The 26,032-nt window shown below is 44.7% G+C and carries 19 protein-coding genes; 10 read left to right on the top strand and 9 right to left on the bottom strand.

The window, feature by feature from the left end; translation table 11 throughout:
• Positions 1-180 precede the first annotated feature (180 nt).
• The 4 genes from L3V23_RS04190 (at position 181) to lpxC (ending at position 4,445) form a co-directional block, all read left to right on the top strand.
• The gene (locus L3V23_RS04190) at positions 181-930 is read left to right on the top strand and encodes a cell division protein FtsQ/DivIB (protein WP_102954427.1); all 750 of its coding nucleotides are present in this window, start codon (positions 181-183) and stop codon (positions 928-930) included.
• Complete coding sequence (gene ftsA, locus L3V23_RS04185; protein WP_102940468.1) at positions 923-2,185, top strand: cell division protein FtsA; 1,263 nt, start codon at positions 923-925, stop codon at positions 2,183-2,185. The genes L3V23_RS04190 and ftsA overlap by 8 nt, the downstream gene beginning before the upstream one ends.
• A gap of 30 nt (positions 2,186-2,215) precedes the next feature.
• Positions 2,216-3,430: a cell division protein FtsZ gene (ftsZ, locus tag L3V23_RS04180; protein ID WP_042480436.1), complete on the top strand. Its 1,215-nt coding sequence runs from the start codon at positions 2,216-2,218 to the stop codon at positions 3,428-3,430.
• 97 nt (positions 3,431-3,527) lie between these two features.
• A complete protein-coding gene (lpxC, locus tag L3V23_RS04175; protein ID WP_042480433.1) occupies positions 3,528-4,445 on the top strand; it encodes a UDP-3-O-acyl-N-acetylglucosamine deacetylase in 918 nt (305 codons plus the stop codon).
• 80 nt (positions 4,446-4,525) lie between these two features.
• Here lpxC and L3V23_RS04170 read toward each other — a convergent pair whose 3' ends face one another.
• On the bottom strand, positions 4,526-4,984 hold the full coding sequence (locus L3V23_RS04170) for a DciA family protein (RefSeq protein WP_042480431.1): 459 nt from the start codon (positions 4,982-4,984) through the stop codon (positions 4,526-4,528).
• 332 nt (positions 4,985-5,316) lie between these two features.
• Here L3V23_RS04170 and secA point away from each other — a divergent pair, with 332 nt between their 5' ends.
• The 6 genes from secA to L3V23_RS04140 all read left to right on the top strand — a co-directional run bounded on the left by secA (position 5,317) and on the right by L3V23_RS04140 (position 15,258).
• On the top strand, positions 5,317-8,010 hold the full coding sequence (gene secA / locus L3V23_RS04165; RefSeq protein WP_042480427.1) for a preprotein translocase subunit SecA: 2,694 nt from the start codon (positions 5,317-5,319) through the stop codon (positions 8,008-8,010).
• A 68-nt stretch (positions 8,011-8,078) separates the two neighbouring features.
• Entirely contained in the window at positions 8,079-8,477 is a 399-nt protein-coding gene (gene mutT, locus L3V23_RS04160; protein ID WP_102966087.1) for an 8-oxo-dGTP diphosphatase MutT, read from the top strand.
• A 99-nt stretch (positions 8,478-8,576) separates the two neighbouring features.
• Positions 8,577-9,386, top strand: coding sequence for a 4-hydroxy-tetrahydrodipicolinate reductase (dapB, locus tag L3V23_RS04155; protein WP_102966088.1), 810 nt, complete (start codon positions 8,577-8,579; stop codon positions 9,384-9,386).
• Positions 9,387-9,867: 481 nt separating this feature from the next.
• Positions 9,868-11,007: a glutamine-hydrolyzing carbamoyl-phosphate synthase small subunit gene (gene carA, locus L3V23_RS04150; protein ID WP_042480420.1), complete on the top strand. Its 1,140-nt coding sequence runs from the start codon at positions 9,868-9,870 to the stop codon at positions 11,005-11,007.
• Positions 11,008-11,023: 16 nt separating this feature from the next.
• Entirely contained in the window at positions 11,024-14,254 is a 3,231-nt protein-coding gene (carB, locus tag L3V23_RS04145) for a carbamoyl-phosphate synthase large subunit (protein ID WP_102954424.1), read from the top strand.
• Positions 14,255-14,478: 224 nt separating this feature from the next.
• Positions 14,479-15,258: a TSUP family transporter gene (locus tag L3V23_RS04140; RefSeq protein WP_102963589.1), complete on the top strand. Its 780-nt coding sequence runs from the start codon at positions 14,479-14,481 to the stop codon at positions 15,256-15,258.
• Here L3V23_RS04140 and L3V23_RS04135 read toward each other — a convergent pair.
• The 8 genes from L3V23_RS04135 to gltB form a co-directional block, all read right to left on the bottom strand.
• A complete protein-coding gene (locus L3V23_RS04135; protein WP_102966089.1) occupies positions 15,209-16,054 on the bottom strand; it encodes a LysR family transcriptional regulator in 846 nt (281 codons plus the stop codon). The two genes, L3V23_RS04140 and L3V23_RS04135, sit on opposite strands and share 50 nt — an antisense overlap.
• A 130-nt stretch (positions 16,055-16,184) precedes the next feature.
• Positions 16,185-16,805, bottom strand: a complete 621-nt coding sequence (locus L3V23_RS04130) for a TRIC cation channel family protein (RefSeq protein ID WP_102963587.1) — start codon at positions 16,803-16,805, stop codon at positions 16,185-16,187.
• A gap of 66 nt (positions 16,806-16,871) precedes the next feature.
• A complete protein-coding gene (btuF, locus tag L3V23_RS04125) occupies positions 16,872-17,696 on the bottom strand; it encodes a vitamin B12 ABC transporter substrate-binding protein BtuF (protein WP_042480404.1) in 825 nt (274 codons plus the stop codon).
• Positions 17,697-18,650, bottom strand: a complete 954-nt coding sequence (locus tag L3V23_RS04120; protein ID WP_042480401.1) for a cobalamin biosynthesis family protein — start codon at positions 18,648-18,650, stop codon at positions 17,697-17,699.
• Positions 18,651-18,663: 13 nt separating this feature from the next.
• Positions 18,664-19,374, bottom strand: coding sequence for a 5'-methylthioadenosine/S-adenosylhomocysteine nucleosidase (gene mtnN, locus L3V23_RS04115; RefSeq protein WP_042480398.1), 711 nt, complete (start codon positions 19,372-19,374; stop codon positions 18,664-18,666).
• A 125-nt stretch (positions 19,375-19,499) separates the two neighbouring features.
• Positions 19,500-19,865 (bottom strand): DUF1499 domain-containing protein, encoded by a 366-nt coding sequence (locus L3V23_RS04110; protein WP_042480395.1) that lies wholly within the window; start codon positions 19,863-19,865, stop codon positions 19,500-19,502.
• A 266-nt stretch (positions 19,866-20,131) separates the two neighbouring features.
• Positions 20,132-21,544 carry an FAD-dependent oxidoreductase gene (locus tag L3V23_RS04105; RefSeq protein ID WP_102966090.1) on the bottom strand — a complete coding sequence of 471 codons (1,413 nt, stop codon included), beginning with the start codon at positions 21,542-21,544 and terminating at the stop codon, positions 20,132-20,134.
• Positions 21,545-21,562: 18 nt separating this feature from the next.
• Complete coding sequence (gene gltB, locus L3V23_RS04100) at positions 21,563-26,026, bottom strand: glutamate synthase large subunit (RefSeq protein ID WP_042480390.1); 4,464 nt, start codon at positions 26,024-26,026, stop codon at positions 21,563-21,565.
• Between the last annotated feature and the right edge of the window lie 6 nt (positions 26,027-26,032).

Here is a 26,032-nt window from a genome sequence, read left to right as displayed (position 1 = left end):
GTGGTACTCCTACCAGTTTTATTTATTTGAGTGTTTGATACTTTTAGTGTCCTCAGTATAATCCTTAGGTTAAAGTTATTGCTTTTGCCTCTATTGTACATTGAAATAGGGAATTAAATTGCCAGTCGTCAACAGGAACAACGAACTTTGATAAATAGTACATTTTCTCAAGGTCGTATTATGTCCCGTTCACCATTAGTCAGAGAGCACATCGTAGGTGCCAGCTTTTTACTTATGGTGTTGTTGTTGGTTGGTGTTTTGTTGTATTCAACGATCAGTTGGATGTGGGATGAAGAGAGGCTGCCGCTCTCAAAGATAGTTTTGCAAGGTGACTTACAATACGTATCCGCGTTTGATGTTCAGCGTGCTTTTGGTCAACTTGATCATATTGGCACATTTATGTCGCAGGATATTAACGAGCTGCAATCCAGTGCTCAGTCAATTCCTTGGGTATCTCATGCTTCAATCCGCAAACAGTGGCCAGACACAATAAAAGTATTTTTAACTGAATATCAGGTTAAAGCTATTTGGAATGGTAATTCGTTGCTTGATGATAAAGGTATTGTCTTTAATGGCGATATTGCTCAAGTAAATGAAGAACACGTAAAACTATATGGACCAGATGGCAGTGCACCTGAAGTTTTAAATATTTGGAAAGAATACAGCCCTAAATTTCAGCAGATTGGTTTAAATATATCCTCTCTGGTATTAAACGAGCGTCGAGCTTGGCAAATTATTTTAGACAATGGAATTCGCTTAGAATTAGGAAAAGAGTCTTTAGAAGAGCGAATTAACCGTTTCTTTTTACTCTACAAGCAGCTAGGTAATGATGCTGAACGAGTGAGTTATATCGATCTCAGATACGATACCGGAGCGGCCGTTGGTTGGTTTCCTGATCAAGAATTAGCGCAAGAGAGCACAGATGAGTAAAACAGCTGATGACAAATTAATTGTTGGTCTCGATATAGGCACAGCCACCGTTTCAGCCTTAGTTGGTGAATTACTTCCTGACGGTCAAATTAATATCATTGGCGCAGGTACCAGCCCTTCCAGAGGAATGGATAAAGGCGGCGTAAATGATCTAGAGTCGGTGGTTAAATCTGTTCAGCGTGCAATTGACCAAGCTGAATTGATGGCTGAGTGCCAAATTAGTAATGTGTTTCTATCGATCTCTGGTCGACATATTACAAGTAGAATTGAAAAAGGCATGGGAACTATTTCTGAGGGCGAAGTTTCTCAAGAAGATATGGATCGTGCTATTCATACCGCGAAGTCGATTAAAATTAGTGAGGAACAGCGTATTTTGCATGTAATTCCTCAAGAATTTACGATTGATTATCAGGAAGGTATAAAAAATCCGCTAGGATTATCGGGAGTACGCATGGAAGTCAGCGTGCACTTGATTACTTGCCATAGTGATATGGCAAGAAACATTATTAAAGCTGTTGAACGTTGCGGATTGAAAGTTGAGCAGTTAGTGTATTCAGGGTTAGCAGCAAGTAATGCTGTTATCACTGAAGACGAGCGAGAGCTTGGTGTGTGTGTTATTGACATTGGTGCAGGTACGATGGATATCGCTATTTGGACTGGTGGTGCGCTAAGACATACAGAAGTATTCTCGTACGCGGGCAATGCGGTTACAAGCGATATAGCGTTTGCTTTCGGCACCCCAGTTAACGACGCTGAAGAGATCAAAGTTAAGTACGGTTGTGCGTTAAGTGAGTTGGTGAGTAAGGATGATACGGTAAACGTACCAAGTGTTGGCGGAAGACCATCACGAAGTTTACAACGTCAAACCTTGTCGGAAGTGATTGAGCCTCGCTACACTGAGTTAATGGGCTTAGTTAACCAGACTATCGATACTGTCCAAGAGAATTTGCGAAAAGAAGGCATTAAGCACCATTTAGCTGCAGGTGTTGTTCTAACTGGTGGTGCTTCGCAAATTGAAGGTTTAGTGGAATGTGCAGAGCGTGTATTCCGCAATCAAGTTAGGGTAGGTAAGCCTCTCGAAGTGAGTGGACTTACTGATTACGTTAAAGAGCCGTATCATTCTACGGCAGTTGGTTTACTTCATTACGCGAAAGACAGTCAAATTAATGACGACATTGAGTTTCAAGAGCCTAAGCGCCAATCAGTGTCTAGTGTATTTGGTCGTTTGCGTAATTGGATACAAAAAGAGTTTTAACCTGAGTTGCAGGAAAAACGGAGATAACACATGTTTGAACCGATGATGGAAATGTCTGACGACGCGGTAATTAAAGTTGTTGGAGTTGGTGGCGGCGGCGGTAACGCTGTAGAACATATGGTGCGTGAGTCCATTGAAGGCGTGGAATTCATCAGTATCAACACGGATGCACAAGCACTTCGCAAAACCAGCGTAAGCAGCGTCATTCAAATCGGTGGTGATATCACTAAAGGTTTGGGCGCAGGTGCTAATCCTCAAGTGGGACGTGATGCAGCTCTAGAAAGCCGAGATCGAATTAAAGAATTACTAGCTGGTGCCGATATGGTGTTTATCGCAGCTGGTATGGGCGGCGGTACCGGTACTGGTGCTGCTCCTGTTATTGCTGAAGTGGCAAAAGAACTGGGCATCTTAACCGTTGCTGTAGTGACTAAACCATTTAGCTTTGAAGGTAAAAAACGTCTTGCGTTTGCTGAACAAGGAATTGAAGAGCTTTCTAAACATGTTGACTCTTTGATTACTATTCCAAATGAAAAACTGTTGAAAGTACTGGGTCGTGGTATCACTTTACTTGAAGCCTTTGCTAGCGCGAATGACGTACTTAAGAATGCAGTACAAGGGATTGCAGAGCTAATCACTCGCCCTGGCATGATTAACGTGGACTTTGCAGATGTACGCACAGTAATGTCTGAAATGGGTCACGCTATGATGGGTAGTGGTATTGCCAAAGGTGAAGACCGCGCTGAAGAAGCTGCTGAAATGGCAATTTCAAGTCCTCTACTTGAAGACATCGATCTTGCTGGTGCTCGCGGCGTATTGGTTAACATCACTGCTGGTCTGGATATGAGACTTGATGAGTTCGAAACGGTTGGTAACACTGTTAAAGCGTTTGCTTCTGACAATGCAACTGTCGTTATCGGTACATCGTTAGATCCAGATATGGCTGATGAAATTCGCGTAACGGTTGTAGCTACAGGTATTGGTAACGAAAGAAAACCAGATATTACTTTAGTTGCAGGCGGTAAAGCGAAAGTTGCACCAGTCACTCAACCACAAGTTGCGGTAGCAGCAAAAGTGGAAGAGAAACCGGCACAGCCTTTGCATGAAAAGACAGAAGTGAAAGTACAGCCTTCACCGACGTCAAATACCTCTTCTTCTTCTAGCCAAGGGCAGAATGTTGCTCCGAAGCCAGAAAAAGAGAGTGGATATCTGGATATACCTGCGTTTTTACGTCGTCAGGCTGATTAAAATACCGCCACAATTTGACAGTGTTCAAAATTTTGGTAATATGTCGGTCGGTAAAGTTACCGGCCGAGCTTTGTGGCATTGATTTAGAGGCAAACAGATGATCAGACAACGTACTCTGAAAGAGATAGTGAAAACAACTGGTGTGGGTCTCCACTCTGGTCGTAAAGTCACGCTTACTCTTCGCCCAGCCGCTGCAAACACAGGTATTATTTACCGTCGTACTGACGTAAATCCACCAGTTGATTTTCCAGCTGACCCAGAATCTGTACGCGACACTATGCTGTGTACTGCATTAGTTAATGATGAAGGCATTCGTATCTCTACCGTAGAGCACTTAAGTGCAGCTCTTGCTGGTATGGGTATTGATAACGTCATTATCGAAGTGGATGCACCAGAAATTCCAATTATGGATGGTAGTGCGAGTCCGTTTGTATACCTTCTTCAACAAGCAGGTATCGAGACTCAAAACGCGCCTAAGCGATTCATCCGTATTAAAAAGCCTGTTCGTTTTGAAGATGGTGATAAGTGGGCTGAAATGCGTCCACATAACGGCTTCAAAATGGATTTCCAAATTGAGTTTGACCACCCAGCAATCGATGGTGACGATCAACGCTTAGTGTTTGATTTTTCAACTCAAGGCTTTATCAAAGAGATTTCTCGCGCTCGTACTTTCGGTTTCATGCGTGATATCGAGTACTTGCAATCGCAAAACCTATGTTTAGGTGGCAGCTTTGACTGTGCTATCGTTTTGGATGATTACCGCATTCTTAACGAAGAAGGCCTGCGTTTCGCTAACGAGTTTGTGACTCACAAAGTACTTGATGCAATTGGTGACTTGTACATGTGTGGTCATGCTATTGTTGGTGAGTTCAGTGCTTATAAATCAGGTCATGGTCTGAATAACCAATTACTACGTAAAGTATTGGCAGATCAAGAAGCTTGGGAGTGGGCGACTTTCGAAGAGGAAGTTGGTTCACCAGTAGCGTTTGCAGACCCAAACGTGGTTCTAGCGTAAAACATCAAGATTTTAAGAAGCCAGACTAAGTCTGGCTTTTTTGTGTCTATCGTTGGTAAAACTACTTTATATTTTAAAAGTTACTTTTTCGCGAGTTTTGCGATGTTCTCTAATCGTTGTTTAACCTTAGGGTTGGCATTTTGAGCAACCATTAACAACGATGAAGCGGCATTTTCTGAAAGTGGGGGGCGAGGAATTGCCTCTTTTTGATCCTTGCTTGAACCTTTTTGGGTGCGATAAATCGCTGGGTTGATCTTTATTTCAATGCTGATCAGTTTTCCAAAGCCCTGATTTCTCAGCTGGTTGAGGATATTCAACCGCTCATAGTCCACTTTCATTTTGATCGATGCACTAGCGGCTTCCAAAACTAAATGTCCACCACGAACGTTTGCCGCTCTTATATGTGGTTCAATACCTTTAGGCAAAAGCGTTTTTAATATTTGGTTGATCTGGATGATCTCTTTCGCGTGCTGTTGTAACTTACTCAGCCGAGATGACTCAATCAATTCGTCTGTAGATGTGGGGCGATGATCTCGCATTCCGCACTCCTTTTATAAAGTTCTGCAGCATTCTATAACGATTCTTTGCTGACTGAAATGAGCGATTGAAGATGTATTCTTTAGTGCCCGATAGCCTAAAACATTGGGCTTAGTGCACAAAATACAAAGCTCAAAGCAAACAAGTCCTAATGTTATTGGTTGTTGAACGAAAAATTACTTAAACTATGCGCCACTAGTGTCTTGAAAATAAACGTCATCATCACAATATCAGAAGATACATGATTTATCTCAGTATCCTTAGTTGAAAACAGGTAGAGACTGAAGGCATTTAGAGATCGCGGACGATCTAAGCAAAGAGAGATTCACAAGAAATGATAACTAAGCTACTGACAAAAGTGGTCGGCAGTCGTAATGACAGAACACTTCGCCGCCTAAGAAAAATTGTAAAAGAAATTAATAATTATGAGCCTGCATTTGAAGCTCTGTCCGATGAAGAGCTAAAGGCTAAAACGGTAGAGTTTCGTCAACGTCTTGAGCAAGGTGAAAATCTAGACCAATTACTACCGGAAGCGTTTGCTACTGTTCGTGAAGCTTCGAAGCGTGTATTTGGCATGCGTCATTTCGATGTTCAGCTTATCGGCGGTATGGTACTGAATTCTGGTCAAATAGCAGAGATGCGTACAGGTGAAGGTAAAACACTGACTGCAACGCTTCCAGCGTACCTGAATGCATTGCCAAGCAAAGGTGTTCACATTGTTACAGTGAACGACTACCTAGCTAAGCGTGACGCAGAAACAAACCGTCCATTATTTGAATTTCTAGGTCTGACAGTTGGTATCAACGTACCTAACATGTCGCCACCTGCAAAGAAAGAAGCTTACCAAGCAGACATCTTATACGGAACAAACAACGAGTTTGGCTTCGACTACCTTCGTGACAACATGGCATTCCGCCCTGAAGACCGCGTGCAACGTGAACGTTTCTTTGCTGTTGTCGATGAGGTTGACTCAATTCTTATTGATGAAGCACGTACACCATTAATTATCTCAGGTCCGGCTGAAGACAGTTCTGAGCTCTATACTCGCATTAACACTCTTATTCCGTCTCTGCAGCTTCAAGATAAAGAAGACTCTGAGGAGTACCGCGGTGATGGTCACTACACTGTAGACGAGAAATCTAAGCAGGTTTACCTCACTGAAACTGGTCAGGAATTTGTTGAGGAGTTGCTGGTTAAGAATGGTTTAATGCAAGAGGGCGATACACTTTACTCTCCTGCGAATATCAGTCTGCTTCACCATGTGAACGCTGCGCTACGTGCTCACGTTCTGTTTGAGAAAAACGTCGACTACATTGTGACGGAAGAAGGTGAAGTCGTTATCGTTGATGAACACACCGGCCGTACTATGCCTGGTCGTCGTTGGTCTGATGGTTTGCATCAAGCAGTTGAAGCGAAAGAAGGCGTTAAGATCCAGAACGAAAACCAAACTCTGGCATCGATTACCTTCCAGAACTACTTCCGTTTATACGAAAAACTGTCAGGTATGACAGGTACAGCAGATACAGAAGCATTCGAATTCCAACAAATCTATGGTTTGGAAACAGTGGTTATTCCAACTAACAAGCCTATGATTCGTAACGATATGCCGGATATGGTGTACCGTACAGAAGCTGAAAAGTTTGCTGCTATCATCGAAGACATTAAAATTTGTGTTGAAAAAGGTCAGCCTGTACTGGTTGGTACGGTTTCGATAGAAAAATCTGAATTGCTGTCTAATGCACTGAAGAAAGCAAAGATCAAACACAGCGTACTGAACGCGAAGTTCCATGAGAAAGAAGCGGAAATCGTTGCTGAAGCGGGTAAACCAGGTTCAGTTACTATCGCGACTAACATGGCTGGTCGTGGTACGGATATCGTGCTTGGCGGTAGCTGGCAGATGCAAGTTGAATCGCTAAACAATCCAACTCAAGAGCAAATTGACGCAATTAAAGCGGAATGGCGTAAAGTTCACGATCAAGTTTTAGAAGCCGGTGGCTTACATATCATTGGTACTGAGCGTCACGAATCACGCCGTATCGATAACCAGCTACGTGGTCGTTCAGGTCGTCAGGGTGATGCGGGTTCTTCTCGTTTCTATCTGTCAATGGAAGACACACTGCTACGTATTTTCACTTCAGACCGTATGGCAAGCTTGATTCAAAGCGGTATGGAAGAAGGTGAAGCGATCGAATCTAAGATGCTTTCTCGCTCAATTGAAAAAGCTCAGCGTAAAGTTGAAGGTCGTAACTTCGACATTCGTAAACAGCTTCTTGAATATGATGATGTTGCCAATGATCAGCGTCGCGTTGTTTACGAACTTCGTGATGAGTTGATGAGCACTGACGATATTAGCGAAATGATCGAACAAAACCGTGCTGACGTTATGACATCGGTGATCGATCAATACATTCCACCACAATCACTTGATGACATGTGGGATATCGCCGGTCTACAAGATCGCTTGAAGCACGATTTCGATCTTGATCTGCCTATTCAGTCTTGGTTGGATGAAGACGACAAACTGTATGAAGAAGCACTTCGCGAACGTATTCTTGAAAACTCGGTAACGGTTTATAAGAACAAAGAAGAAGTGGTTGGCGCTTCAGTGATGCGTAACTTTGAGAAATCTGTAATGCTACAGACTCTTGATACACTGTGGAAAGAGCACCTTGCTGCTATGGACCACTTGCGTCAAGGCATTCACTTACGTGGCTATGCACAGAAGAACCCGAAACAAGAGTACAAGCGTGAATCGTTTGAGCTGTTCGAAGAGCTTCTAGAATCACTGAAGTCAGACGTGATCGCGATTCTTTCTAAAGTACGTGTTCAACAGCAAGAAGAAGTTGAGCGTATGGAGGAGCAACGCCGTGCTCAAGCAGAGCAAGCGGCTCGTATGAGTCAAGCTCAGCACGCCAATGCGAATGGTGAAGAGTCTGAATCTCAAGCTGAACGTAAAGTGGGTCGTAATGAACCTTGTCCTTGCGGTTCAGGCAAGAAGTATAAGCAGTGCCATGGCAAAATTGCCTAATAAAAATAAATAGAAAAGAGTCGCTTAGGCGGCTCTTTTTTTAAGTAAAGAAAGACAAAGGAACACAGATGAAACGAATTCATATCGTGGCGGGTATTATCTTCAATCAGGATAAATCGCAAATCTTTATCACTAAACGCCCAGACAATTTGCACAAAGGTGGTTTCTGGGAATTTCCGGGTGGCAAAGTTGAAGAAGGTGAAAGCGTTGAACAAGCGATGACTCGTGAGCTTGAAGAAGAAATTGGCATTGAAGTGACGGAGCAGTATCTGTTCGAGCATCTGGAATACGATTACCCAGAAAAATCACTGAAGTTTGACTTCATCGTCATCAGTAACTTCAACAAAGAACCATATGGCAAAGAAGGGCAAGAAGGACGTTGGGTAGACATTGCAGAACTCGTAAATTACCAGTTTCCAGAAGCCAATGTTCCAATCCTCGAACGTGTTATTAAAGAGTTTTCTTAAGTGCTAGCTATCAACCTCGATAGTTGGTAGTTTAAAAAGCGTAAATCGGAATAACACTATGCAGGACTGCGTAGTCACGAGTAAATGGAGAAATTTGCAATGGTAAGAATTGCAATTGCAGGCGCAGCTGGACGTATGGGCCGCAATCTGGTCAAAGCAGCACATCATAATTCAGAATCAACAGTGGGTGCAGGATCTGAGCGTCCTGAGTCTTCTCTAGTCGGAGTGGATGTTGGTGAGTTATGTGGTGTTGGTCGATTTGATGTCGCTTTGGTGGATAATCTGGAATTAGCGGTAGATAACTTTGATGTCATCGTGGATTTCACAGCACCAGCGAGCACACTAGCAAATATTGAACTGTGTAAGAAGCATGGCAAAAAGCTGATCATTGGTACTACGGGTTTTACCGATGAAGAGCGTGAGCTGATCAATGAAGCCGCGAAAGTTATCCCTATTGTGATGGCTCCAAACTACAGTGTAGGTGTGAACCTTGTATTCAAGCTGCTAGAGAAAGCCGCCAAAGTGATGGGTGATTACTGCGATATCGAAATTATCGAAGCACACCATAGACACAAAGTCGATGCTCCATCGGGTACGGCTATTGGTATGGGCGAAGCGATTGCCGGAGCCATGGGTAACAAGCTCAATGACGTCGCCGTGTATGCGCGTGAAGGTATCACAGGTGAACGCACCAGAGATGAAATTGGCTTTGCTACTATTCGTGCTGGCGACATTGTTGGTGAACACACTGCGATGTTTGCTGATATTGGTGAACGAGTAGAGATCACGCACAAAGCGACAGACCGAATGACATTTGCCAACGGCGCTATTCGTGCCGCAGTATGGTTGAATCAAAAATCAGCGGGTTTTTACACCATGACTGATGTACTTGGTTTGAACGAACTGTAATTACATAATTATGCGTCAGGTTCGCTTGGCGCATAAGAAATTCTCTAACATTTTCTAATCAAATTTTCTTTCCTATAATTTAGCTTATCCTTTAACTTTTTAAGTAATTTTGTCATGTTGAGGTTGATTTCTCCAACTTTCCTTTATTTTTGACAATAAAAAAATGATATTAACGTTTGCTTATTTTTTTTGCGCTGATTTCGATTATTAACAAACTATTTTTGTCTAATTTAAAATCAAAGCCCTATAAATGTTGTTTTTGAATGAGTAAAACATGCTTTTTTGATGGGTTAGAGCTCTTTTTTAGCTCTAAGGTAATAAATTTGAGTTTAATTTATCTGCTAACGTTGACATAGGTCACAGCGATCTCTAAAATACCGCCAATTTGTCAAAATTAGCCTAGAGCATGATTTTCACGCGAACAGGAAGGCAAATTTGCAATTTAATTTAAATTTTATGCATTTTTATTCTGGAGGTTGTCTTGAGTAAATCAGCACTGTTAGTCCTAGAAGATGGGACAGTGTTCCGCGGAGTGTCCATTGGGGCAGATGGTTCATCCGTTGGTGAAGTCGTTTTTAATACCTCGATGACGGGGTACCAAGAAATCCTCACTGATCCTTCCTATTCTCAACAAATCGTTACACTAACTTATCCTCACATTGGCAATACCGGCACTAATACCGAAGATGAAGAATCTTCTTCAATTCATGCACAAGGCCTTGTGATTCGCGATCTTCCTCTTATCGCTTCTAACTTCCGTAGTGAAAAATCTCTTTCTGATTACCTTAAATCACAAAATATCGTCGGTATTGCTGATATCGATACGCGTAAACTTACGCGCATTTTACGTGAGAAAGGCGCTCAGAACGGTTGCATTATGGCAGGCGATAACCTAGATGAAGCTCTTGCGTTGGTTAAAGCTAAAGAGTTCCCAGGCCTTAAAGGCATGGACTTAGCGAAAGTTGTAACGACTAAAGAAGCGTATGAATGGAAACAAGGTTCGTGGACACTGGAAGGTGGTCTACCTGAACCTAAAGATGACAGTGAGTTGCCATACCATGTAGTGGCTTACGATTTTGGTGCGAAACGCAATATCCTACGTATGTTAGTTGACCGCGGTTGTCGTCTAACTGTAGTACCTGCAGAAACTTCAGCTGAAGAAGTACTAGCGATGAACCCAGATGGCGTATTCCTATCGAATGGCCCTGGTGACCCAGAGCCATGTACTTACGCGATTGAAGCAACGAAAGTTTTCCTTGATAAAGCTCTGCCGGTATTTGGTATCTGTTTAGGGCACCAAATCCTAGCGTTGGCTTCAGGTGCTAAAACAGTAAAAATGAAGTTTGGCCATCATGGTGCAAACCACCCGGTTAAAGATATTGACCGTGATGTGGTCATGATTACTTCTCAAAACCACGGTTTTGCTGCGGACGAAGCAACGCTACCTGAGAACCTACGTGCAACGCACAAGTCTCTATTTGATGGTTCTCTACAAGGTATTCACCGTACGGACAAGCCGGCATTCAGCTTCCAGGGTCACCCAGAAGCGAGCCCTGGTCCGCATGATGCTGCACCGCTATTTGACCACTTCATTGAATTGATTAAACAACACCGCGCTTAATTTGGAGTAGTAGATAATGCCAAAACGTACTGACATTCAGAGCATTCTTATTTTAGGTGCAGGTCCAATTGTTATCGGTCAGGCTTGTGAGTTTGACTACTCTGGCGCTCAAGCGTGTAAAGCACTGCGCGAAGAGGGCTACCGAGTTATTCTTGTAAACTCAAACCCTGCAACTATCATGACTGACCCAGAAATGGCTGATGCAACATACATCGAGCCAATCCACTGGGAAGTTGTACGTAAGATCATCGAGAAAGAGCGCCCAGATGCGATTCTTCCAACAATGGGGGGGCAAACAGCTCTTAACTGTGCACTTGCTCTAGAAGCAAATGGCGTTCTTAAAGAGTTCGGCGTAGAGATGATTGGTGCGACTGCAGATGCAATCGACAAAGCTGAAGACCGTTCTCGCTTTGATAAAGCAATGAAGTCTATCGGTTTAGAATGTCCACGCGCTGATACTGCTAAAACAATGGAAGATGCTTACCGTGTCCTAGATATGGTTGGTTTCCCATGTATCATCCGTCCTTCATTCACTATGGGTGGTACTGGTGGTGGTATCGCTTATAACAAAGAAGAGTTCGAAGAAATCTGTCGCCGTGGCTTGGATCTTTCTCCAACTAACGAGCTGCTTATCGATGAATCTCTCATTGGTTGGAAAGAGTACGAGATGGAAGTTGTTCGTGATAAGAACGACAACTGTATCATCGTTTGTGCGATTGAAAACTTTGACCCAATGGGTATTCACACAGGTGACTCAATCACGGTAGCACCAGCTCAAACGCTAACGGATAAAGAGTACCAGCTAATGCGTAATGCATCGCTAGCAGTACTACGTGAAATCGGTGTCGAGACTGGTGGTTCAAACGTTCAGTTTGGTATCAACCCGAAAGATGGCCGTATGGTTATCATCGAGATGAACCCACGTGTATCTCGTTCTTCTGCTCTTGCTTCTAAAGCAACAGGTTTCCCAATCGCGAAAATCGCAGCGAAATTGGCAGTTGGCTTCACTCTTGATGAGCTAATGAATGACATCACTGGTGGCGCAACGCCAGCATCATTCGAACCAACTATCGACTACGTTGTGACTAAGATTCCTCGCTTTAACTTCGAGAAATTTGCAGGTGCAAATAGCCGCCTAACTACCCAGATGAAGTCTGTTGGTGAGGTAATGGCAATCGGTCGTAACCAACAAGAATCGCTACAGAAAGCACTTCGTGGCCTAGAAGTTGGTGTGAACGGCTTGGATGAAATGGTTGATTTAGATGCACCAGATGCGTTGACTAAAATCCGCCACGAGCTAAAAGAAGCTGGTGCAGAGCGTATTTGGTACATCGCAGACGCATTCCGTGCTGGTATGTCAGTCGATGGCGTATTCAATCTAACCAATATTGACCGTTGGTTCCTCGTTCAAATCGAAGAACTGGTTAAGCTGGAAGAGCAAGTGAAAGCTGGCGGTTTTGCTGGTCTGACTCAAGATGTTCTGAAGAATATGAAGCGTAAAGGCTTCTCTGATGCCCGTCTTTCAGCTCTCCTTGGTGTTTCTGAAAGCGAAATTCGTCGTCTACGCGACCAGTACGATATCCACCCTGTTTACAAGCGTGTTGATACTTGTGCTGCTGAATTTTCTTCAGATACCGCTTACATGTACTCATCTTACGATGAAGAGTGTGAAGCGAACCCAACAGACAAAGACAAAATCATGGTTCTTGGCGGCGGTCCAAACCGTATCGGTCAAGGTATCGAATTTGATTACTGTTGTGTACACGCATCTCTAGCACTTCGTGAAGATGGCTACGAAACTATCATGGTTAACTGTAACCCTGAGACGGTTTCTACAGACTACGACACTTCAGACCGTCTGTACTTCGAACCAGTAACTTTGGAAGATGTGCTAGCAATCGTACGTGTTGAAAAGCCAAAAGGCGTTATCGTTCAGTACGGTGGTCAAACTCCACTGAAACTCGCTCGTGCTTTAGAAGCGGCTGGCGTGCCTATCATTGGTACTAGCCCAGATGCTATCGACCGTGCAGAAGACCGTGAACGCTTCCAAGCTGCTGTTGAGCGTCTAGGTTTACTACAACCAGAAAACGCTACAGTAACGACAATGGAACAGGCGATTGAGAAATCAAAAGAGATTGGTTTCCCTCTAGTTGTGCGTCCTTCGTACGTTCTAGGTGGTCGTGCGATGGAAATCGTTTATGACGAGCAAGACCTACGTCGTTACTTCAACGAAGCAGTAAGCGTGTCAAACGAGTCTCCAGTTCTGCTAGACCGTTTCCTAGATGACGCTACAGAAGTGGATATCGACGCTATCTGTGACGGTGAGCGTGTGGTTATCGGCGGTATCATGGAACACATCGAACAAGCAGGTGTTCACTCAGGTGACTCAGCATGTTCGCTTCCAGCATATACGCTAAGCCAAGAGATTCAGGACAAGATGCGTGAACAAGTAGAGAAACTTGCTTTCGAACTTGGTGTACGCGGTTTGATGAACACTCAGTTTGCTGTGAAAGATAACGAAGTTTACCTCATCGAAGTAAACCCACGTGCTGCACGTACAGTACCATTCGTATCTAAAGCAACGGGTGCACCATTAGCGAAAATCGCTGCACGTGTTATGGCTGGTCAAACTCTTGAGCAACAAGGCTTCACTAAAGAGATCATTCCACCATACTACTCCGTAAAAGAAGTGGTACTGCCGTTCAACAAGTTCCCTGGCGTTGACCCACTATTAGGCCCAGAAATGCGTTCTACTGGTGAGGTTATGGGTGTCGGTGCAACATTTGCTGAAGCTTACGCGAAAGCTGAGCTAGGCTGTGGTTCAGTCTACCCAGAAGGTGGTCGTGCACTACTTTCAGTACGTGAAGGTGATAAAGAGCGCGTTGTTGACCTAGCTTCTAAGCTAGTGAAACTGGGCTACCAACTAGATGCAACTCACGGTACTGCTGTGATTCTAGGTGAAGCTGGTATCAACCCACGCTTGGTAAACAAAGTTCATGAAGGCCGTCCACACATTCTGGACCGTATCAAGAACAATGAATACACCTACATCGTGAACACAGCATCAGGTCGTCAAGCTATTGAAGATTCTAAAGTACTACGTCGTGGTGCTTTGGCTGAGAAAGTGAACTACACAACAACGCTAAATGCAGCGTTCGCAACCTGTATGTCTCACACTGCTGACGCGAAAGCATCAGTAACATCAGTACAAGAACTTCACGCTAAAGTGAAAGCTAGCTTAGCGTAATGAATAATAAATTGATAAACCTAAGGTTTATCTGACAACCTCATTGCCCGCTCATTTGAGCGGGCTTTTTTAGGCCTGTATTTTGGTAAAGCTAACGTATGAAGATGGAATACTATCTATATCATTGATGAATTATTGGAATAGGTTGTGTTCTGTTGTTTCACTATTTCAATCACTTACTCAGTGATACTTTAGCCACTCGGTCGTATTGGTTGTGGAATGTCATGGAAGTCTCGTTAGATATATTAGTCATTTTGTTTTTTGTTGCTGGCGCAGCAGGTTTTATTGATGCGATGGCTGGTGGCGGTGGCTTATTAACACTTCCAGCACTTTTGGCTGCAGGTGTTCCCCCAACCAATGCTTTGGCGACAAATAAGCTCCAAAGCTCTTTTGGTAGCTTCTCTGCCAGTATGTATTTCGTACGCAGTGGTATAGTTAATCTTAAAGAGATGCGACTTGCCATTGTGTGTACTTTTATTGGTGCCGCAACTGGGGCTGTGCTGGTACAACAGTTTGATACGTCATTCTTGACGAGTTTAATTCCCATTCTATTGGTTGCGATTTCTCTCTACTTTCTATTTGCGCCGCAGACTAGGGCTGACTCCGGTAAAAAACCGCTTTCAGAAGCGGCATTTGCCTATAGTGTCGGAAGCTGTGTGGGCTTTTACGATGGATTTTTTGGTCCGGGTACAGGCTCCATTTTCACTGTGTGTTTTGTTGTTTTAGGTCATTTTACTTTGGTTGAAGCAACGGCTAGAACGAAAGTTCTTAACTTCACATCAAATATTGCAGCGCTGCTATTCTTCGTTATTGCTGGGTTACCTATCTGGAAGTTAGGTTTGGTCATGGCTGTCGGGCAGTTTATTGGTGCTCGTGTTGGTGCCAAAGTTGTCATATCTAAAGGACAAAAATGGATACGCCCACTTGTGATTGTTATGTCTATGCTGATGGCGTTTAAGCTTTTGTGGGAACAGCACTCACAATGGTTTCTATCAATGTTTTAACCCGCTCTGTACGGTAGTTGGTTGCTCTTAGGCAGATGTGAATAGGGCGGATTAGCGGTGTGAGTTCGGTAAAGTTAAAGCAATAATGCGCATCTATCTGCAGGGTATTGATCATAGAAAGTGGTACTAAAGCTGGAGCCACGCCTTCCAGTGCGAGCTGGGCAGACGCCATATAAGAATCCATTTCCATCACAGGTGTAATACCCAACTTATCTAGAAATGCAGCCTGATAAGTGTTAGCGGTATTGGTGAGATCATTAGTAATGATCTCATTGGGCAAATGGGTTAGGTGGTTCTTACTGACAATGCAGAATGGCTCATCATACAAATGAAAAGTCATAAGGCCATGATTACCGGGTAGATACCCAGCACAAAAACCTATGGTGGCTTTGCCTGATTGAACATGTTCTACGATACGTGGAGTGTGGTTGGTGGTAATGGTGAAGTGTGGATCTTTCTTACGATATGCCGCCATTACTTTCGTTAAGTAGCCTGCCACAAGTGTTTCTGAACAATCAATACGGATAAGCGTGTTGTCTTCAAGGGCTTGATTCTCATAGATCATGCCTCTTAGTTCATTGAAAGTTGGCTCAATATTATCGATGAGTTGCTGACCTTCAGCGGTCAGCTTTATATGTCGCCCAGCGGGAGCTATGAGCTTTTTTCCTAACTTGTTTTCTAAATTGGCAATTCTTTTACTGACGGCAGACTGGCTTATGTACAGTTGGCTGCCAGTTCGGCTCATCGTTTTCTGCTTGCTAAGAACCAATAGCGTTTCAATGCCTTCCAACAGCATATATTGTCCAATGAGAATTAGGAATCGATTGAGTTAGTTTATCCTCATATTATCGATGAGGACAGTGGTTCGTTTATCTTGGATGTAAACCTATGAGAGCTGACAAGAGCCACGTCGAGTGGCTCTATTTCTATTTAGTGAGGGCGAAGGTCGGTAGTGATAAATGCCAGCGGATAGCACCAAGACGAATGATCAGCGTTGACGCGACGCCTGAAAGAAGCGCGACAGAGTTGTCATAACCCATCGCTAATGCGGTTGTATGGAATACACCGCCCACAATACATGCGGTTGCGTAGACTTCACTACGCAGAACCATTGGGATTTCTCTTGCCAGTACATCGCGGATAATGCCACCGCCACAGCCAGTAATTACCCCCATAATGATGGCGATCACGGCTGAATCTTGGTACATCAGTGCCTTTTCAACACCGATACCAACGAAAAAAGCCAAGCCAACAGCATCGCAAACCGGCAGAACCCACCAAGGAATACGTTTTGGCCTGCGCACTAATAGCATGGTTAAAATACAAGTAACGATAATGACCCAGATATAAGTTGTATCTTTTATCCAGAACACCGGTGTCGCACCAAGAGCCATATCTCGGATAGTCCCGCCACCGATAGCTGTAACACTCGCCAATACAGTGACACCGAAAGGATCCATTTTTAAACGACCAGCTAGCAATACGCCTGAAATAGCGAAAATAGCCGTACCAAACATATCGATTAAATAAAGTAATGAGGTATCCAATGTTATGCGCTACCAAAAATAGGTTTATCGAAAGGTGGTGGATTGTAAGACTTTTTTATCGAGCTGTTAATTGTTTCTTACTTGCTCAAAGTAGTGACAAACTTCTTCAATCGCGTTGAGTGTGCGAGGCGTTGAGCGATTGATCCAGTCTGAATTGAGAGACCAAACATGCCCCTGTTTGACTGCTGGAATTTCATCTTTCCAACTTAGCCACATGTTTCCGTTAGCAATGGCGTGTGCAGAGGTGAAAATAACATCTGGTTGAGCGACCAGAACTTGCTCGATCCCAACTTGAGGATATGGTGTCGAACTGTTCTCAAAGATGTTTTCGCCACCGCAAAAACGAAATACCTCACTTGGCCAACTGTCTTGTGCCAAAGTGATGATTGGTTTTTCACTGAGTTGATAAAAATAGCGAACAGGTGTGGCTCCTGAGAGCTCAGACGTCAGTGTATTCAAACGTTCACGGAATGCTTTAGCTGCCTGTTTCCCTTGTTGTGGGTCATCTGCGTATTGACTGAGAGCTTCAATATTGGAGGCAATATCGTCAAGTGTATTGACTTGGGAATTGTAAAACGTGAAACCGAGCTGCTTAAGTTTGGCTATCTCTTTAGCGGGGTTACCTTTCGGCCAAGCGATAATCAGATCAGGTTTAAGCGCTATGATCCGCTCTAACTTAATACCCTGATAGTTCGCAACTCTCTCTATGCTTTTGGCTTCCTCTGGATAATCACTGTAATCCGTTGCGCCGACAAGTTTATTGCCCAAACCAGCGGCAAAGGCTAACTCTGTTGCATGTGGAGCTAGGCTGATAATGCGCTGAACCGATTGGTCTGCTTGAGTGGGTGATGCAAGTAGTAAAGCAGTGAAGGCGAGTGACCAAAAACGCATTTATATTCCTTTATGAATGACGAGAAGCAGAAGGCTTTCGATAAAAATCCATAGAAAGAGTCGCCAAGCGATCAAGCTATGTATTTGAGACAAGTGCAGTGCAGAAGGAACAATACGACCACCTATCTTAGCTCGCACTACTTTTTGTTCCCCGTAGATTGCAGGGCCACCCAAAGCCAATTCGAGCTTCCCTCCGATTGCGCAGAGTAGCCAAGCGGGGCCAGGTAGTGGCCAAGAACGGCTCTGAGTTTTGATGGTTTGCAGAGCTTTACCCGAGTTATTGCCTAACGTAATGAACAAACTAAACAGTCTTAATGGTACATAATCTAATATTGCGATAGTGCGAACAATTGGCAATCCAAAAGGATTGAACTGAGAACGAGAAGGCGACCAAGCGCGAGCAAGTTCAGCCATTAATCGATAGATAAATGCCCCTGTTGCACCCAATAAAGCATACCAAAAAAGCACGGCAGCAACGTTACGGCCATAACCTACAATAATGGTCTCAGCACCTGCCTTGCCCAGTCCTACAGTAGATAGGGTGCTGGTTTCTCTATTCACAAAAGGTTCAAGCAGTTTACGAGCACCTACTTTGTCCTCTTTTGCCAAGGCCTTACCTAATTTGTTCGCGAGTTGGCCGTTATTGCGCCAATCTAAAGCCAAGATCAGTAGTGCTAATTCATAGAGTTGCGGCTGCCAGACAAGAGGTTTTAATGCGATACAGAACAGCAGTGCAGGGATGATCATTAGCAGCCAAGCTAGTGTGCCGGAAATGATACTTTGAGAGTAATTGTTGTTGGTATTGACTTTGTCAGCGAGAACTTCAGCAAACTTGTGCCACAAAATTGCAGGGTGAGAAGCTCTCGGAATCGGCAGAATGTAATGCAGCAAAAGTGCGCCCCACATAATGAGGAGCGCACCTTCAGCATAAACGGTCGAAATGATTTCGTTCATGGATATGAGTTGGTTACTTTAGCAACTCAACCATTTTTAGCACCATTTCTGATGAGCTTTGCGCTGCTAGCGGAAGGAACTCATCAAATGACATTGGCGATTCTTTGTCAGCTACGTCAGAGATTGCACGAACCACAACAAATGGTACTTGGAATTGGTGACACGTCTGAGCAATTGCAGACGCTTCCATTTCAACTGCAATAACAGAAGGGAAGTGTTTACGAATGAAGTCTTGTCGTTCAGCAGTACAAACGAAAGCGTCGCCAGTACAAATCAAACCGCGTACAGCATGTTTTTCAGTGTTGGTTTCGTTAGAGATAGATTCAAGCGCTTTCTCTGCCACAGCCATCAGTTTTTCGTCTGCCGCAAATGCTGCAGGCTGACCTGCCATCTGTCCCATTTCATAACCAAATGCGGTTACGTCTGCGTCGTGATGGCGTACTTCTGTTGAAATAACCACATCACCCATAGTTAGGCTTGAGTCAAAACCACCCGCAGAACCCGTGTTGATAACCACGTCTGGTTGGTATTCGTCTAGAAGAATTGTTGTACCAATCGCTGCTGCTACTTTGCCGATACCAGATTGAAGTAAAACGACATCAACGCCGTGAATGCTACCTGAGTAATAAGTACAGCCGCCTTTGCTGACTTCCTGACATTGCTCAAGAGCGTCTTTTAGAATTGCGACTTCTTGTTGCATCGCGCCGATGATGCCAATTTTCATGGGGTATCTCTTTTAAAAGTTATTAAGTGTAAAAATTGCCTGAAGTTTATCATGAGATTAGGCAATTTATCGAGATTCGACTGCTTATCTTATTGAACTCTGATTTCAACTCACTCAGCTAAGATCTATGGCTCAAATATCAGCCCTGCTAGGGTAAGGTTTTCTCTTAGTTCGGCAGCTCTACGACGGTTTACCCCGAAATCACTGTAACCAACGCGAGATTCAGAACGCACCAACAGATGACCATCTTCAATCTTCAGCTCAAGGTCATCAACAAAACGCATAATACTTGAAGTGCATTCGATTCGAAGATAGTTATCAGTTTTCTCAGCGGTTTGAGCGCCAGAAAGCGTTAAAGCTACGCGTTCAACCTGTTCCAGTGTTACACCAGAGCGTAATAAAAATGGAGCCAGCTTATATTTTTCTCTTGTTTCAGCGGTTGAAACGCAATTGGGTTTATTGCCACAAGGAGAATGTGTGCGATCGACCATCGGAGGAACTCCTTTGCTACAAGCACTCAATAGTACTGTTGAAAGAATAACAATTAGAACCTTATACATCTGCAAACCCTATTCGTCGTATCCCCAATAGCTGGATCGTACTCTCCTAGCTCTTCGGGGGAAAGTCATTCTACATATTAGACTCATTCACGCTGTTTAGTTTTAGAGGATTATGAATGGTCACAGAAAATAATTTGCGATTATATAAATAAAAAAGGATCCATGTTGAGAAGGATCCTTTTTCAAAACCAAATTACTTAAATATTCAAGTAATCGAGAATGCCATCAGCGGCTTTACGGCCTTCATCGATTGCGGTTACCACAAGGTCTGAGCCTCGAACTGCATCTCCGCCCGCAAAGATTTTTTCGTTCGTTGTCTGGAACTTAAATGACTGCTCTGAAGGTGCTTTGATTCGACCCCATTGATCCAGTTCTACGCCGTGTGGTTCTAACCAGCTCATTTGGTGTGGTTGGAAACCAAATGCCATGATGACAGCATCAGCTTCAAGCACATGTTCACTTCCTGCTACCGGCTCAGGTCGGCGACGACCCGCTTCGTCAGGCTCACCTAAAGCAGTCTGAACCACTTTTACGCCGTTTACTTTACCAGACGCATCAACTTCAATTCCCAGAGGTTGAAGGTTGAACATGAATTCCACGCCTTCTTCTTTCGCGTTTTTCACTTCGCGGCGAGAGCCTGGCATGTTTTCTTCATCACGACGGTAAGCACAGATAACGCGTGAAGCATTTTGACGAATTGAAGTTCGTACACAATCCATCGCTGTATCACCACCGCCAAGAACGACCACTTTTTTATCAGCCATATCGATGAATGGTTGATCGCTTGGCAAGTCCATCACTTTGTAAGTGTTTGAAATTAGGAAAGGCAGTGCGTCAAATACACCTTGTGCATCTTCGTTTTCTAAGCCTGCACGCATGTATTTGTAAGTACCTACACCAAGGAACACAGCATCGTATTCGTTGATCAGATCTTGCAACTGAACATCTTTACCTACTTCCACGTTCATGCGGAACTCAACGCCCATTTCAGTGAACACGCGGCGGCGGTTTTCCATTACCCCTTTTTCCAGTTTGAAAGAAGGGATACCGAAAGTCAGCAAGCCACCAATTTCAGGGTAACGGTCAAACACTACAGGTTTCACACCGTTACGTACTAAAATATCTGCTGCTGCAAGACCTGCCGGCCCCGCACCGATGATGGCTACTTTTTTGTCTGTCCACTCAACGTGCGACATATCCGGTTTCCAGCCCATTTCAAACGCGGTATCGGTGATGTATTTTTCAATATTACCTATGGTTACTGCGCCGAAATCGTCGTTCAGAGTGCATGACCCTTCACATAAGCGATCTTGTGGACACACGCGGCCACACACTTCAGGCAAGCTGTTGGTTTGGTGCGCAAGGTCAGCGGCTTCCATAATGCGACCTTCATTGGCAAGTTTCAGCCACTGTGGAATGTAGTTGTGAACCGGACATTTCCACTCACAGTACGGGTTACCACAATCCAAGCAGCGGTCAGCTTGCGCTGTTGCCTGCTGCTTAGTGAAAGGTTCGTAAATTTCTACGAATTCAATTTTACGGATGTTGAGCGGCTTTTTTGCCGGGTCGACACGGTTAACATCAATAAATTGGTATACGTTCTGGCTCATAAATCTGGCTCCTTCCAATTATTGTGCTTGAACACGTAGTTCTGCAGCGCTACGGCTTTGGTGACCCAATAAGGTTTGTAGATCCGCTGCCTGTGGTTTGATTAAGTAGAACTTCGGAATCCATTCATCAAAGTTCGCTAAAATATTTTCTGCGTGAGCAGAACCTGTCTCTTCTAAGTGCTCTGCGATAAGTCCACGCAGATGCTCCTGATGGATATAGAGATCTTTCAGTGATAACGCTTCAACAGATTCTTCGTTGACACGACCTTGGAAATCGCCGTTCTCATCAAGAACGTAGGCAAAACCGCCAGTCATACCTGCGCCAAAGTTTACGCCTGTTGCGCCAAGAATCGCGACGATACCGCCTGTCATATATTCACAAGCATTGTCACCAGCGCCTTCAATCACGCTGATGGTGCCTGAGTTACGTACTGCGAAACGTTCACCGGCTTTACCCGCAGCAAACAGTTTTCCGCCTGTCGCGCCGTATAAACAGGTGTTACCGATAATAGTGGCTTCGTTACAGCTAAATGCAGTACCTAAATGCGGTTTGATAACAATCTTACCGCCAGCCATGCCTTTACCCACGTAGTCGTTCGCATCACCAGTGAGATACAGTTCTACACCGCCAGCGTTCCACACACCGAAAGATTGACCCGCAGTACCGTCTAGTACCACCTTAATCGGTGAGCCAGCAAGACCTGCGTTACCGTAACGTTTAGCGATTTCACCCGACAGACGAGCACCCACAGAGCGGTCTGTGTTGATCACATCGTAGTAAAGCTCGATGGATTGTTGCTTCTCTACTGCTTCAATCGCATCTTCAACGATTTTCTGGTTGAGAACGCCTTTATCAAACGGTGTATTTGGTTCTGTGCAGCTTAGTGGTAGCCCTTGAGGAGATACCGGAGCTTCCAGAATGCCGGATAGATCCAACTTACTCTGTTTCGCTGTTAAACCCTGAACCGCTTCTAGCAAGTCAGTACGACCAATCAGATCTGTTAGTTTCTCAACACCGAGTTCGGCCAAGTATCCACGTACTTCTTCAGCAATGCCTGTGAAGTAGTTGATCACCATTTCAGGCAGACCTTTGAAGTAGTCTCTACGTAGCGTTTCGTCTTGCGTTGCTACCCCTGTTGCACAGTTGTTGAGGTGACAGATACGCAGGAACTTACAACCCATAGCAACCATAGGACCGGTACCAAAACCAAAGCTTTCAGCACCTAAGATCGCACCTTTGATCACATCCAGACCAGTTTTTAAACCGCCATCGACTTGTAGGCGGATCTTATGACGAAGACCGTTGGCAACCAGCGCTTGCTGCGTTTCAGCAAGACCAAGTTCCCATGGGCTACCCGCGTATTTGACTGATGTTAGCGGACTCGCTGCAGTACCACCGTCATATCCTGAGATAGTAATTAAGTCAGCGTAAGCTTTCGCTACACCTGTCGCGATAGTGCCAACGCCCGGTTCAGAAACCAGTTTTACCGATACCAAGGCTTTCGGGTTTACTTGCTTCAAGTCGAAGATAAGCTGTGCCAAGTCTTCAATAGAGTAAATATCGTGGTGCGGCGGTGGTGAAATCAGGGTTACACCTTGTACCGAGTGACGAAGTTTGGCAATTTCAGCGGTTACTTTATGACCCGGTAGCTGACCACCTTCACCCGGTTTCGCACCTTGAGCGACTTTGATCTGTAATACGTCTGCATTAGTTAAGTAGTGTGGTGTCACACCGAAGCGACCAGAAGCGACCTGCTTAATACGAGAGTTACGTTCTGTACCAAAACGGCGAGGATCTTCACCACCTTCACCAGAGTTCGAGAATCCACCTAAGCGGTTCATCGCCGTTGCTAGTGCTTCATGCGCTTCTGGGCTCAGAGCACCGATAGACATCGCCGCTGAGTCAAAGCGTTTGAACAGCTCAGTTGCTGGTTCAATCTTCTCAAGTGGTAGTGGTTTATCTGATTTTTTCAGCTTCAACAGGTCACGCAGCATAGCAGCTGGTCTTTCGTTAACCTGTTTAGCAAAACTTTGATAGTCAGTGCTTTCGCCGGACTTCACGGCTTTTTGCAGAGTACCGACCACATCTGGGTTGTAAGCATGGTATTCACCACCGTGAACGTACTTGAGTAAGCCACCGTGCTCTATTGATTTGCGAGTAGCCCAAGCTTTGCGTGATAGGTTGAACAGATCTTGTTGGAAGTCTTCAAAACTTGCACCCTGAATGCGTGTTTTCACGCCTTTAAAGCAAAGATCGACAACATCACTGTGTAGACCTACCGCTTCAAACAACTGTGAACAGCGGTACGATGCAACAGTAGAAATCCCCATTTTCGACATGATCTTATACAGACCTTTGTTGATGCCGTATTGGTAGTTCTGCATTACATCGCGGTAGCTTTTATCAATCGCGCCTTCATCGACCATCTTGCCCAGAACTTCATAAGCAAGATACGGATAAACGGCTGTTGCACCAAAGCCGATTAATACAGCAAATTGGTGTGGGTCGCGTGCCGTTGCGGTTTCAACGATGATATTGGCATCACAACGTAGGTTCTCTTCAACCAGACGAGCGTGGATAGCGCCCACAGCCATAGCCGCAGGAATAGGCAGCTTATCTTTAGTGAGTGCTCGGTCAGAAATAACAAGCAGAACGGTACCATCTCGAACCACTTCTACCGCTTTGTCACACAAGTCGATCACCGCTTGTTGCAATGTTGATTGCTGCGGATCGAAGTTAATGTCCAGAATGGTATTGCGGTAGTGCTGATCACTCAGTGTCAGTAGCTGCTGCATGTCAGAGTAGAGCAGAACCGGAGAGTCGAAAGTCACACGGTAAGCGTGACCATCGGTCTCGTTAAACACGTTCATCTCTTGACCGATACTGGTCGCCAGCGACATCACGTGTTTTTCACGTAATGGGTCGATAGGTGGGTTAGTCACCTGTGCAAATTTTTGACGGAAGTAGTCAGTGATTAAGCGCTCTTTAGAAGAGAGTACCGCCATAGGGGTATCATCACCCATTGAACCTACGGCTTCTTGGCCCATATCACCTAAGACACGAAGGATTTGATCCACTTCTTCGTTGGTCATGGCAAACTGCTTCTGATAAGTTTTTAGCAGCGTCTCATCGAAGTTTCGCTCGCCAACTTGATCATCGGGTAGTTCAGCAAAAGATTTCAGTTTGTAGACGTTGTTTTTCATCCACTCACTGTAAGGGTGACGGCTCTTAAGATCGTTATCGATCTCGCTTGATTGCCATAATTTGCCTTTGCGCGTGTCAATAACCAGTAGCTCACCCGGTCCAACACGACCTTTCTCTGCGACTTCATCAGGTGCGTAGTTCCAGATACCCACTTCAGACGCAAGAGTGATCAGTTTGTCTTTGGTGATCACATAGCGAGCTGGGCGCAGACCGTTACGGTCTAAGTTACATGCGGCGTAGCGACCATCGGACAGTACGATACCTGCCGGACCATCCCACGGTTCCATATGTTTCGAGTTGAAGTCGTAGAATGCGCGCAGATCTTCATCCATATCTGGGTGATTTTGCCATGCTGGCGGAACTAGCATACGCATAGCACGGAACAGGTCCATACCGCCTGCAAGGAAAAGATCCAGCATGTTATCTAGGCTTGATGAGTCAGAGCCTGTTTCGTTAACGAATGGTGCTGCTGTGCTGAGATCGGGTAGTAGTGGCGAGGCAAATTTGTATGCGCGCGCACGAGCCCATTGGCGGTTACCGTCAATCGTATTGATCTCACCATTGTGTGCAAGATAACGGAAAGGTTGAGCCAGAGGCCAACGAGGCTGAGTATTGGTAGAAAAACGCTGGTGGAACAGACAGATAGCCGATTCCATACGTAAATCAGCAAGATCCAGATAGAAACGTGGTAGATCTGCTGGCATACACAAGCCTTTGTAAACAATAACTTGTGTAGAAAGAGAACAGATGTAGAAATCTGAATCGTCAGTAATTTGTTTTTCGATACGGCGGCGAGCAATGTACAGACGACGCTCAATATCGCGCTCACGCCAACCCGCAGGTGCTGTGATAAAGATCTGTTGGATATCTGGAACAGAATCGTTAGCGATTGGTCCCAGTACTTTTGGATTGGTCGGAACAACGCGCCAACCTGATACCGTTAGTGTTTCTTTCGATAGCTCTTTATTGATGACGTCACGAGCCGTTTGGGCTTTGACCGGATCTTGGCTGAGAAACACCATACCAATCGCGTATTGCTTACCAAGGTTCCAACCTTGTTCTTCAGCAATTAAACGCAGATAAGAGTCAGGCTTTTGCAGTAGAAGACCACAACCATCACCGGTTTTTCCGTCGGCTGCGATGCCGCCGCGGTGTGTCATGCGATCGAGTGCAGAAATCGCTGTGCGAACCAATTTATGACTAGCTTGACCTTCCATGTGCGCAATCAAGCCGAATCCACAGTTGTCTTTCTCAAGACTAGGATCGTATAGAGCCATTGCAAT

Origin of the sequence: Vibrio sp. A1-b2, from assembly GCF_021726015.1 — a bacterium.
In the GTDB taxonomy this organism is placed as follows: domain Bacteria; phylum Pseudomonadota; class Gammaproteobacteria; order Enterobacterales; family Vibrionaceae; genus Vibrio; species Vibrio diazotrophicus.
This window is presented reverse-complemented; position numbering and strand designations above follow the sequence as displayed.